The organism is Sphingobacterium sp. 1.A.5, assembly GCF_002734235.1.
Taxonomy (GTDB): Bacteria; Bacteroidota; Bacteroidia; order Sphingobacteriales; family Sphingobacteriaceae; genus Sphingobacterium; species Sphingobacterium daejeonense.
This window is the reverse complement of record NZ_PEBA01000045.1, coordinates 40317-53858: the sequence shown is the minus strand read 5'-3', so window position 1 is coordinate 53858 and position 13542 is coordinate 40317. Positions and strand designations below refer to the sequence as shown.

7 protein-coding genes are annotated in these 13542 nt (G+C 37.4%); 3 read left to right on the top strand and 4 right to left on the bottom strand.

Features of this window, described 5'->3' with window-relative positions; translation table 11 throughout:
* The first annotated feature begins 101 nt into the window (after positions 1-101).
* Entirely contained in the window at positions 102-2951 is a 2850-nt protein-coding gene (gene uvrA / locus CRT24_RS14590; RefSeq protein ID WP_099371951.1) for an excinuclease ABC subunit UvrA, read from the top strand.
* Between the two features lie 31 nt (positions 2952-2982).
* Here the strand turns inward: uvrA and CRT24_RS14585 are convergent, their stop codons facing one another.
* The 4 genes from CRT24_RS14585 to CRT24_RS14570 form a co-directional block, all read right to left on the bottom strand.
* On the bottom strand, positions 2983-5409 hold the full coding sequence (locus tag CRT24_RS14585; protein WP_099371950.1) for a S9 family peptidase: 2427 nt from the start codon (positions 5407-5409) through the stop codon (positions 2983-2985).
* Positions 5410-5607: 198 nt separating this feature from the next.
* Positions 5608-6036, bottom strand: coding sequence for an energy transducer TonB (locus CRT24_RS14580; protein ID WP_099371949.1), 429 nt, complete (start codon positions 6034-6036; stop codon positions 5608-5610).
* A gap of 53 nt (positions 6037-6089) precedes the next feature.
* Positions 6090-7070 (bottom strand): hypothetical protein, encoded by a 981-nt coding sequence (locus CRT24_RS14575; protein ID WP_099371948.1) that lies wholly within the window; start codon positions 7068-7070, stop codon positions 6090-6092.
* Positions 7071-7155: 85 nt separating this feature from the next.
* Complete coding sequence (locus CRT24_RS14570; RefSeq protein WP_099371947.1) at positions 7156-7806, bottom strand: alpha/beta fold hydrolase; 651 nt, start codon at positions 7804-7806, stop codon at positions 7156-7158.
* A gap of 305 nt (positions 7807-8111) precedes the next feature.
* On the opposite strand from CRT24_RS14570, the gene CRT24_RS14565 reads away from it, so the two are divergent.
* Positions 8112-11450 carry a SusC/RagA family TonB-linked outer membrane protein gene (locus CRT24_RS14565; protein ID WP_099371946.1) on the top strand — a complete coding sequence of 1113 codons (3339 nt, stop codon included), beginning with the start codon at positions 8112-8114 and terminating at the stop codon, positions 11448-11450.
* 12 nt (positions 11451-11462) lie between these two features.
* A complete protein-coding gene (locus CRT24_RS14560; protein ID WP_099371945.1) occupies positions 11463-13523 on the top strand; it encodes a SusD/RagB family nutrient-binding outer membrane lipoprotein in 2061 nt (686 codons plus the stop codon).
* Positions 13524-13542 lie beyond the last annotated feature (19 nt).

The window sequence follows — 13542 nt, the reverse complement described above, 5'->3', positions numbered from 1 at the left end:
TACTTTTCAATTATCCTGCCTAATACAAGATTAGAGTTCAGGAACTTAAAAATCTGAGCCTAAAAATCTGTAACTTTGCATTTTGCTAAAAGGATAGATTAATGGCCGTAAGAAAAGCAGTAGACCTTGGAGATCAAAGCGAATTAGAAGTTTTTGGCGCACGGGTGCACAACCTTAAGAATATAGACGTATCATTTCCTAGAAACCAACTTGTCGTTATCACTGGTTTAAGTGGTAGCGGAAAGTCATCATTGGCATTCGACACCATTTATGCTGAAGGACAAAGAAGATATATGGAAACATTCTCTGCCTATAGCCGTCAGTTTTTGGGTGGGATGGAGCGACCGGATGTTGATAAGATTTCGGGATTGAGTCCAGTTATCTCTATTGAACAGAAAACGACTTCCAAAAACCCAAGATCAACAGTTGGCACCATAACAGAAATATATGACTTCTTACGTCTACTTTACGCTAGAATTGGAGAGGCATATTCCTATGTCACTGGAAAAAGAATGGAACGTATGTCTGACGATGAGATTACTGACCGAATCCTTAAAGAATTCAATGGTGAAGGGATTTATATCCTTGCCCCAGTTGTGAAAGGTCGTAAAGGACATTATCGTGAGCTTTTTGAGCAAATCAGGAAACAAGGTTACACCAAAGTAAGAGTAGATGGAGAAATCTTGGATATCGTTCCAAAAATGCAAGTTAACAGATATAAGATTCATGATATTGAAATTGTCGTTGATCGAGTAATCGTTGAAAAAGAAGGTCGTAAAAGATTGTTTACATCCATTGTTCAAGCATTAAAGACTGCCAAAGGAATTATCAAGATTGCAAATAAAGATAATAAGGAACAGTTCTTCAGTAGATATCTTATGGATGCGGAATCTGGCATTTCATATGATGAACCGCAACCCAATACATTTTCTTTCAATTCTCCCTATGGTGCTTGCCCGAGATGTGATGGATTAGGGTATATTTATGAAATAGATAAAAAAATTGTCATCCCTGACCGCACATTGAGTATTCAGAAGGGTGCTATTGTTCCCTTAGGACCTGTCAAAGATTCTTGGAATTTTGCGGTATTGAAAGCAGTGGCTAAAAAGTATGAAATATCACTTACGACGTCCATTGATAAAATTTCTGAGGATTTAATTGACAACCTTCTATTTGGTGAAGAAGAGCCAATTTCACTTACAGTTTCTTATGGATCTTATGGTGCTCGAGAATATAAGGTTCAATTTTCAGGAATCTTCAAGATGCTTGAGGAAAACAACGCCAAATACAGCGATGAATCCCAAGGACTGGAAGAATTCCGCACTCAGGTAGTATGTCCAGAATGTCATGGTGCAAGATTGAAAAAGGAATCATTGCATATCAAGGTTGATAACAAAAACATCTCTGAACTTGCAGAGTTGGACATTGTAGCTTTGAATGAATGGTTTGAAGGCATTGAAACCCGACTTACTGAAAGACAGAACATCATAGCGACAGAAATCATAAAGGAAATAAAAACCCGGATTGGCTTCTTACTTGATGTTGGTTTAAATTATTTGACTTTGAACCGTAGTTCAAAAAGTCTTTCGGGTGGTGAAGCTCAAAGGATCCGATTGGCTACTCAGATTGGCTCACAATTAGTGAATGTTCTATATATCTTAGATGAGCCGAGCATAGGACTTCATCAACGCGACAATGAAAGGTTGATCAATGCATTGAAGAACCTTAGGGACATTGGTAATTCGATTCTTGTTGTCGAGCATGACAAGGACATGATCTTAAGTTCGGATTATGTTATTGATATGGGTCCTGCAGCTGGGGTTCATGGCGGAAGAGTGGTTGCACAGGGCACACCGAAACAACTGATGAAGGAAAACACGTTGACCACAGATTATCTGAACGGAACCAAAGAGATTCAAATACCAGCGGAAAGAAGGAAAGGAAATGGCCATACACTGTCATTAAAAGGCGCCCAGGGTCATAACTTAAAGAACGTGAGCATTGATATACCATTGGGCGAACTAGTCCTTGTAACGGGTGTTTCGGGCTCAGGTAAGTCTAGCTTAATTACCAATACGCTCTACCCCATTTTAAACCACCATTTCTTTAGGGCTAAGGCAAAGCCTCTGCCTTATAGTAAAATCGAAGGTTTGGAGAACATCGACAAAGTAATTGAAATCGATCAATCTCCGATAGGAAGAACGCCACGATCGAATCCCTCGACATACACCGGTGTATTTTCTGACATTAGAGCATTATATGTTCAATTGCCGGAGTCAAAGATTCGGGGGTATAAACCTGGTCGGTTCTCTTTCAATGTAAAAGGAGGTAGATGTGAAACCTGTCAAGGCGCAGGGATGAAGATTATCGAAATGAATTTTCTTCCTGACGTTCAGGTTCCTTGTGAAACCTGCAATGGAAAACGCTATAACCGAGAGACTTTAGAGGTTCGATACCGTGGAAAGTCCATTTCGGATGTATTGGATATGAGTATTGATGAGGCTGTGACTTTTTTTGAAAACATACCATCAATTTATAGAAAAATCAAGACCCTTCAAGATGTCGGGTTGGGTTATATTACGTTAGGTCAATCCTCAACAACTTTATCAGGAGGAGAGGCTCAGCGTGTCAAGCTGGCAACGGAACTTTCCAAGAAGGACACTGGGAAAACTTTCTATATCTTGGATGAGCCTACTACAGGATTACACTTTGAGGATGTTAACGTTCTTTTAGGAGTTATCAACCGATTAGTAGACCGTGGGAATACGGTATTGATTATCGAGCACAATCTCGATGTCATCAAAGCTGCAGACTGGGTAATCGACATGGGTCCGGAGGGTGGAAAAAACGGAGGAAAATTACTTTTCCAAGGAACCCCAGAAGACCTTATCAAACAGAAGAATTCTGAAACTGGAAGGTTCTTAAAAATTGAGATGAATTATAATAAATAATAAAAGGGAGCTTGATGAGCTCCCTTCTTTATTAATCTTGTTTTCTATTTTTCACATATTTTTCCAGCCATTGGTGCTGTTCCCAAAAGGTATGTAACACCCCTTCCCTACTTCTATACCCATGAAACTCTTTAGGCAACATTACTAGCCTCACAATTCCTCCATGTCCTTTTATTGCGGCATATAAACGTTCGCTCTGAATAGGAAATGTACCAGAGTTTTCATCGTCCATACCATGAGTCAACAATAATGGTCTCTTGATTTGAGGGGCATAAGTGAAAGGTGACATCGCATCATAAGTATCTTTTGCCTGCCAGTACGTTCTAGCCTCACCTTGGAATCCAAAAGGAGTCAATGTTCTGTTATATGCTCCACTTCTTGCTATTCCTGCGGCAAATAGGTCTGTATGCGCCAATAAGTTTGCGGTCATAAAGGCACCATAAGAGTGTCCTCCAACTCCAATCCTATTTCTATCAGCAACCCCCATATCTACAACATAATCAATCAATGCACTGGCATTATCTTTTATCTGCTCAACAAATGTATCATTTGGCTCCGAAGTTCCCTCACCAACGATTGGCATATCTGCTTGATCAATTACTGCGTAGCCCTGAGTAACCCAGAACACTGGTGATCTAAATGCTAACCTTGGGAATCTGTTTGGAGAACCTTTAACTTGTCCTGCTGCCTCTTTGGTCTTGAACTCTCTTGGATAAGCCCATACCAAAACTGGTAATGGAGCATCTCCTTTTTTGAAATCTGCAGGCACATACAAAACACCTGAAAGATTTAATCCATCTTTTCTTGGATAAGACAACAAGGTTTTTTGGACATTGGCAATACTTGGGTAAGGGTCAACAAAGTTTGTTATCTTTTCTTCTTTTTTGTTCTTCAAATTAATTGAATATACATTCGGAGCCTCTTTTGCAGATTCTCTAGAAACATATACTACCCCTGAATTATTGAAGAAAACTGGTTCTTCATAAAATCCACGTTTTGACTTGTACAATGTATCCTGTTTACCATTTACAACATTCCATTTCATCACAAAAGGTCGGTCCCCTTCTGGTGAAGCCCCCAATCCTTGAGTAAATAATGAGCCCTTTCCATCCGTCAATAACATTCCTTTCGGATTTCTGATAAAGTAACCTGGATCAGTATAGGTGTCTTCTGATTTCCGAGTTGATAATACCTTAACGACTTGATTGTTTTTAGGGTTTAAAAGTGTCAATTTGGAAGACCTATCTTTCCGCCAATTTTCAGAAATTATTGCGGCATCTTCTCCCCATTGAATATTTCTCACACGATAGGTACCAGAATATATTTTCTTAGCAGTTGATAGATCAAATGGGGCTTCAAATTCGAAAACTTCATCTCTAAACTCAGAGGAAGTATTTGGGTTGCCTTTGTCTATCGCTTCCACATAAACTAATGTTGCATCTTTATCCTTACGCCATTCAAAATCTCTAGGCCCTTCAATCACTGCATCAAAACTAATAGGCAATTTATCACCCAAAGGAATGGTATAAATATCCTTAACTTTTGTTCCTGCCGATGCATACACAGACACTTCAGATGGAAATAAATAGATAGGAACAAGATAAGAATACGGTTTTACAACCTTTTCAGTCAATATATATTTTCCATCAGGAGAAAACGAAACTGATTTAAATATCCCCTGAATGCCTAAAGGCTTGCTATTACCTTGAATATCCACTTGAACAAGCTCAGCTGAAAGATAATATTCCATGAGACTTTCATCATAAGCATTCTCCAGAAGATATTGGTAGGTTCTTGAAGGAGTTATACCGCCTAAATTTTCCTGTACAATTGGGCCTGTTGGAACAGGGTTTTCCACAGGTACATTTCCTCTTGATGATATAACTTGCTTAGCTAATATAGCAGTTCCATCAGTATTCCATTGGAAAGTACTACCATAAGTATCGTTTACTTTGCTCAGAACTTTCCTTACTGATTTATTGTTTAAATCTCCAATCCATAGTTCTGTGTCTTGAAGTGATTTGTTCAAGAAAGCAAATAAGCCAGGCTTTGAGGACCATTTTACATCAGAAATCTGAACATCTTGAGGCAGTCCACTTAGCGTATATTCAGTTCCTTTTGAAAGATCACGTACTTTCACTCCTTTATAAGTTCCTAATGTTGCAGATACGGTTGTATTGTTGACAGGATTTATCCTTAACCCAGCTACCCCTACTACAGGTTGAGAGGCTTGGACGATAGTTTCAAATCCTGGAACATCCAATACCAACATATATTTACCATCCGGGCTAAACACCTCTACAGGTATTTGAGGCGCATCGATTAAATCGACAATTGATTGTGGGGGTAATTGGTAGTTGATACCTTGTTGTGCATAGGTAAGTCCTGAACTTGCTAAGAAAGCTACAAGTAAGCCGGCTTTCAAAAAGTTTTGGTTTGCTTTTTTTCTGATTCTCATTAGCATTTTAATTAAAACTTTTCTAACCCTAAATTGATATTAGGGGAAGATACATCTCAAAAATTAGTTTTTCCTTCTTATTAGGTTAAATTCAGTCCTAAAATAAGTAAACATTCCAATACTTTGGACAATGTATTAGAACTGATACAACTAAAGATTTAATAGCTTAAAATGAAATAAAGAAATTTAAAAAACACGTTAGAACTGGTCTAGGATTGCAGTAATCGGTTGTCGGAATCTGGTGCGTACGGCTTTGTTATTTTTCATTGCTGGTTTCCATTTTGGGGAGCGTTTCATAACGCGTATGGCTTCCTCAGCAAAGGCTGGACTAATTTTAGATTCATTTAGGATATCAATCTCACAGACCTCGCCATCTTCACATACTGTGAATTCCAATATAGCTGTCTGACGAAGTCCAAAATCAACATATTGCGTACTATCCATATCTTCAATAGCATTCCTGATATCAATTGTTTTTTGTAAAAAACTTTGCCATGCCGCTTGACCTCCCCTGAATTGAGGCACTACATCAACATCGCGAACAATTGTAGTATCAACGTTGCTTTTGGATTGCGCCAAACCAAAACTCGAAATAAACGATAGCACTATAACAATCAAGAACCTCATACCTACCTAACAATCAATAATTTAAATTTACGGATTTTAAAGTAAATATGTTTTTATTTTGGCAGATTTACTTCGGAAACAAAATCACCGTTTTGATCTGTTATAAAGGTCATTGGGTTTTCGGGATCTTTGATGATCTCGAACAGGGTATAGCCCCATGGCTTCCAAAAATTTTCCAGAACCTGTCCATAGGTTTTTGCGGTCCATTGATCAAAAATTGGCTTTAGAGTCCAATCGTTTAAGGGCATTGGTTCTACATATACTTTTTCAGGGACTTCCATATAAGTATATTCTGGTAGCCTATTGAAGAGATAGGCAGAATAAAAGTATTTTGCACAAATTTCCTCAAACTGGATAGGGTGCAACACCTTATCTTTAACTTTAGCTAAAACCTCATCATGGTATATTTCATGTACTCCATTATCCTGAAGTGTAGCAATAATGGCAAAATCCTTCATCCTGATTGAAAAAATCAAGGTATTGATTTCATCACGATACATAAATGTTTCAGGACTGCTGTCCACTGGAAAAACAGCTATGGTAAATGGATTTTTATTTTCGAATTCCATTGGGACGATCAAGGACTGTAGCATAAAATGTAGGTTCTTGAACTTTTGTACCAATGCCTGAGAAAAATTCAATTGTTCGCCAGAAATGAATGCCTGCCTAATCCCTACTTGTATCTCATTGAAGACTACACCATATAAAATTTTTCCAACCCATTGAAATAAGGTCAATTGGCCTAATTCCTTTAATGCCGTATAACCTTTTTGAACAGCTAATTCTACTTTTTCCTCTACCTCGGCCAATTTATTCGCAACTTCAGCTGAACATGGCAATTGAAGTTGTTTATAGGTTACGATACTTTCATCCAACATCTTGAAAGGCTTATCCTCAAGATCAAAAGAGCGCATCATCCACAATGGAAATACCTGAATCTTTTCATCGTCGGAGCTCAATGCCTTACCTGACAAAAAGCAAGTTTTGTTATCAAATTGAAAGTCAAGAAATGGATTGTAAAGTTTATTTGCCATATGCTGCAAAGGTAGCAGAAAACTAATAGATGGAAAGATATGCTTTTACAATTGACCGCAACATGACTTTGATTGTTTTCTGCAATTAAAACAAGAAATTCCGAATTGGATAAGATAATTCTGCTGCCTTATTCCATACCATCATATGGCCACCGCCTTTAATTCTGATGGTGTAATCCACATATTGTATGGGAATAAGCCTGTCTTTATCTCCGTGAATATGTAAGCAGTTTACTGGCACTGCCGAATTTTCCCAGTTAACAATTTTATCGACGGCCCATTTTTGAAAATCAGGATCACTGTCTTTAAGAATAGCGTCCAACATTCTCTTTTCCTCTTCAGTTTTAGCACCGAAAAGCCAGTGCAAAACTTTTGCTGCTGTTTTGGAATTTGCTCCCTCAGGCAATAATTTATGTAATGAAAGTAATTTTGATACCCCAAGTACTTTGGGTAATTCATCTTTTGTTTTTGCAGATGAAATTAGGATTGTTTTTTTAAAATCGTAATATTTTGCCAGCTCTGCGATGCACATTCCTCCGAATGATACTCCCATCACTAAGGCCCCTTGCTTGGGAATCTGATAATGGTCAGCAAGACGGAACACATAACTTTCAAATGCTTCGGAAGGTCTAGGCTTCAACCAATCAATGTAAATAACTTGCAAACCCGAAAGGTCCAACTTTTCAAATACGCGGCGATCAGCTCCTAAACCTGAAAAAACATAGATTGTGTCCATCTATCTAAGTTAATGAAATCAGGGAAAATGATTTAGAAATTTTTATTGAAATGAATTTAATTTTCAAATTTCTTTAAAATAAATTGAAATTAATTGTCTCGTTAATGTTTTATTAATGTTCTGTTAATGGCAGTAAATTACTTTTAATTCAAATCAATATTAGCAACCAATTTTAAGCACTTTAAGTCTTAATAATAAGTTTAAATTATAATACCTAAATACCAAGTCCTTTAAAATCTCAAACCGTCAACTTCGACTCTTTGGGTTTTATTTGATTTAATAACACCAATTATAAACTATATTTTATGGAGATTTTAACCAAAACCATTATTTCTCTTAAAAATTCATCTCTAGGTATTTGGATTTTTATTTTACTCATCGTTTTTCTGCAACCCTCCCATGTCATCGGTCAGGGAAATTCTAATCGAATTAAAGTGGAGGGCTTGGTTATTGACAAAAATACTAAAAAGCCAATAATCGGAGCCGGGGTATCATTGTTAGGTTCTAATTCAGCAACAACAGTTACTGATCAACAAGGAAGATTTACGATTGAGTCTCCAGGGAATGGCATTTTAAAAATAAGCTTCTTAGGATATGGAAGTCAGAACATTCCAGTTAATAATCGATCTGAGTTGGAAATCTTACTTGAGGAGTCCACCACCGAAATGGATGAAGTCGTCGTTACTGCATTGGGAATAACTCGTCAATCAAAATCCCTTTCTTACGCTCAACAATCCGTAGATGTCGAATCCATGACTGAAGCAAGAGGGAGTAATCTCATGGAAATGCTTTCAGGAAAGGCTGCTGGAATGCAGGTTGTATCTGGTGGCGGCCCATTAGCTTCAACAAGAGTCGTTATTCGAGGAAACAATAGCTTAACAGGCAATAATCAGCCATTGTATGTTATTGATGGCGTTCCTGTAATGAACGGTTCTGGAGAAAACGGAGATTTAGATTTTGGCAACCCTGTCAACAGTATTAATCCAGATGAGATCGAAAATATTGAAATTTTGAAAGGAGCTAATGCATCTGCATTGTATGGTTCTGATGCTGCTAATGGAGTTGTTTTAATTACCACAAGGAAGGCTAGGCAAAAACAAGGGCTAGGTATTACTTATGGTTTTAATAATATGATTGGTCATTTGTACAACTATCCCACATATCAGAATATATATGGAGCTGGGCAATCCAATCGGTTTAAAAGGGAAGGGATGAATTACTTTGGGAATTCAGGGAATGGCCTGAGTTTCGATCCTGAATTGCCATATGGAATTTGGAACCCTAATATGGGAAATCAGGACCAACGGTCTTGGGGGCTTCCGATGTTAGGATTTGATGTAGTGGGAAGGAATGGGCAAATCAAATCTTATGTTCCTCAACCAGGAACAATTGAAGAAATGTACCAAACATCGAATGCTATGACAAATAGCTTATCAGTTGATAAGTTAACTGATCAACTCGCACTACGCTTCTCTTATACCTTTACCGATTCAGATGATATTCTTGAAAAGTTCAACATTTATAAACGACATAACTTTAACCTCAACAACAACACTAAATTGACCAATTGGCTAAATATTGATGCCAATTTGAGATATACTTTAGAGGATGTCACAAACCGAGGATTTCGAAGTGCTTCAAATCGGAACCCTATTTACGTTATTACAAATTTACCACGTGACGCTTCACAATCTGAGTTAGTCCCTTGGAAACAAGAAGATGGAAAACCATTTAATTTTAGGGGATTCTCAAACCCTTATTGGTTATTAAATGAGACTTCAAATGCGGATAGTAAAAATCTTTTTGCGGGAAATTTAACCATGAATTTGAGATTGAGTAAAAAATTCAATATGCGGATTAGGGGAGCAACAGATGTTCAACAATCTGACGGTTGGGATTTCACCAATTTATACAGTCCGTTTCAAATTGATGGGTCTTATTTTAAATGGAAACGAATGGCAGTAAACAATAATTTTGAAGGCCTTCTTTCCTATTCTTCCAAGATTCAAAATGACATCAGTGTAAATGCTAATTTGGGTGCCTCTTTACAGCATATTGATGGAGACAGAATGACCTCAAAGGTTAACATGCTGATGTACAAAGACCAAAAAACACTAACAAATTCAAGAATACCTGTTTCGTCCTTAGAGTTTCCCGAAAGAAAAGAGAAACAAGCAATTTATGGAATGACAAGTTGGGGATATAAAGATTATGCATTCTTGGAATTAACAGCTAGAAATGAATGGTCAAGTACACTACCTGTTAACAATAATTCATATTTCTACTATTCTATTGGTTCTAGCTTGGTCATTTCTGATATGTTCGAGTCATTAAAGGGAAGGACACTAGGTTTTTGGAAATTGAGAGGGTCTTTTGCTCAAGTGGGAAATGACACTGGTTTTGACCGTCTTAGAACTGGTTACTATCGGCCTGAAAATGGATCATTTCTGGGACTACCTTATTTCGTGGGTGAAGACGTTTTGAAAAATGGCGGTTTGAAGCCTGAAAAAACCCAATCTTGGGAGTTAGGGACAGAGTTTAGGTTGTGGGATAACCGTATTATTGCAGATTTCACATATTATAACAAGCGCACAACTGACCAAATTGTGGAAGCGGATGCACTTTTGGCAAGTGGATATAGAAGAGAAATACTAAATGCTGGAGAGATCAAAAACTGGGGTACCGAAGTCAGCTTGTCTATAACTCCTGTTAAATCAAACCTAGTTACATGGACCTCAACCTTCAATTGGTCTAAGAATAACTCCAGAGTTGTTTCATTATTGGATGGTGTAAATCGATATGAAATGGGGAGTGGTGACAATATTAAACTTTATGCAGAGGTGGGCAAACCTTATGGTGTATTCTATGGAAATGACTATCGCAGAGGGCCAGAAGGAGAAATATATGTAGCAACTGATGGTAAGCCATCAATGGATCCTGACAAATACTTAGGCACTGTATTACCAGACTGGTTCGGTGGATGGATCAACAATTTAAAAATCGGAAAATTTGAACTTGGTACCATGATAGATTTCCAAAAAGGTGGAAGAGTTTGGTCTCATACAGCCTTTAGAGGAGGAATTGATGGAAATACAATTCAATCTTTAGAAGGTCGTTGGGAGCATATTTTGGCTGATCTTATCCTTGGGGAAAATGGGGAAGAACGAAAAGGGTTTTTGCAGCCAGGTCATACAGTTATGCCTGGAGCAAATTACAATGAAAACTCTGTACTTTATCCTGACTGGGAAAGACCAAAGGGAGTTCATTTAGGGAACTCCGTTTACGACCCATCCTTAGTTGGTGAATATTGGGCAGGAAAGGAATCAATAGCTTGGGTTTCGCCTATGGATCATTGGACGCACAACAACCAGTCCAGCGCAGCAAGATACATCTATGATGCCTCATATATAAAAATTAGAGAGGTTTCTTTGGGGTTTAATTTGCCAAATGATTGGTTGACAAAAACTCCATTTAGAAATGCTAAAATTTCAGCAGTTGGTAGAAATATAGCCATCCTATTTCAAAATACGCCTAAAGGTTTAGATCCTCAGGCAACATCTACTTCAGGAAATGCTCAAGGATTTGAGCGAGGATTTAGTTTGCCAATGGCAACTTATGGAGTTGATTTCAAATTTTCATTTTAAAAACCAAAAATTATGAAAAAGAAATATTATTTCATTTTAGCTATTACGTCTTTTCTTTTCTTTCTCTCATGTACAAAGAATTTTGAAAAGTTAAACACAAATGAAACAAAGTATTATGAGGTAGACCTCAACACTGTTTTCCCTGGAACTCTTTATCGAACTATGGATTTAATTGGAGAATTAAATATTCAAGGAAGACTTCTAACATTCTCAAGATATGGTGTATTGCAATTCCATGCTTCACCAGCACAGGATATGGGGGATAACTACTTCAACAAATTTTATATTGGAATTATTAGAGATTTGGATAGACTCGAAGCTGAATATAGTGATCGAGAAGGGTTTGAAAACAGGCTAGCCATTGTAAAGACCTGGAAAGTATACATGTATTATATTATGGCATCAATGTATGGGGGTGTACCCATGAGTGAAGCTATAACAGATGGAACTGTAGGTATTAGAGAATATAAATATGATACCGAAGAAGAAATGTATACACTCATGCTTGACCAATTAAAAGAAGCTGGCAATTTATACAATACATCAAATCCTGCGTTAGGCGATTACATGGAAACTGATCCTGTTTTCGGTTCAGGGGGAGGCGGTCGATCTGACTTAAGCAAATGGCAGAAATTCACGAATACTCTACGCCTAAATATTGCAATGCACTCTCAAAACATTTCAATGGAATTGTCTAAAGCTCATGCCATTGATGTCATGAAAGATGAGTCAAAATTAATCTCTTCTATAACAGAAATGGCCAAAATTCAATGGGGAAAAGATGTTGATCTAAGTTCCTCATATTATTTCAAAAGATTTATAAAGGGTCAGACTAGTTTTGACGGAGGTTACCCTGGATTAAATGAATATTTTGCTCTTTATTTATTCTCTTACAAAGATCCTAGATTGGCAAGTTACGCTCAGAAATCTAACGAATTAATAATGAATGGTGTAGCAAAAACTCCAAATAATACTCCACCATTCTTATTCACTGACACCCTGGTTAGAAGACATGCTGCATTCTGCGGAAATGACATCAATGATCAGGAGCATTATTGCCCAGATCATGAAACTCATCAGCTGGATGGACTAAATGAACAACGCTTAGATTCTATTTTAGTGAATTACACGATGCCCTATGTTCCAATGCCGCAAGAAGGAATTGGTTTAGCTGCTGGTTGGGAATGGGAATTTGTTCCTGGAAGAGAAGGTCAAGGAATCCGATATAATGATCCATTAAATAGATCAAGTCCATATAACAGCTCCTATATTCATGATGATTTCTTAAAAGAAGATGCTTCCATCGTATTACTTAGCTGGGCGGATGCTTGTTTCTTAAAAGCAGAAGCTGCAGTGCTTTTTGGATTACCGGGAGCTCAAAGCTATTATGAAGAAGGTATTAAAGCATCTTTTGAACAATATGGTCATTCCTCGGAACTCAGCGAATACATGGAACAAAATGGAATAAAGTGGAATACTGATGGAATGGGTTATTCTGATAGAAGATTACTTTATAAAGCTAATATTAATGGAAAAGGTGGCAATGAAAATCATTTAGAGCAGATTTATAAACAAAGATACATAGCAGATTTCTTTAATTGCCTGGAGGGATGGAATCTTGAAAGAAGGACACGAGCACTTAGATTTCCTCCTTTCTTTCTCAATGGACAGTCAAGCGATGCTGAAGGGTATAATCCAGTCTATAATTATTGGAATGAGCGATTCATTTATCCTATTTCTGAAGAAAATAAGAATAAAGAAGCTTATTACAAAGCCATAGAGAATTTAAAAACAGTGAGTCCACATTTTCGGAATGACAGGTGGGGTGACAATATATTCACCTCTTTGGGTTTCTCAAAATTGAACCCAGACCTGATAAATGCAGACATATTATATGGAGGCAATAAGAGGATTAGAACAAGTGCTCAATATTTCGCTAAAAAATATGGAAAGGATTACGATGAAGTTGTGAAAAATGCCAAACAACTTACTGGTGAGACCAATGATAAAGAAGCCTTAGTAAAGGCTTATAAATACCAATTTCGGGAATTGTGGTCAACATTTTTACCCTAAAGCTTAATCTTAATCAATA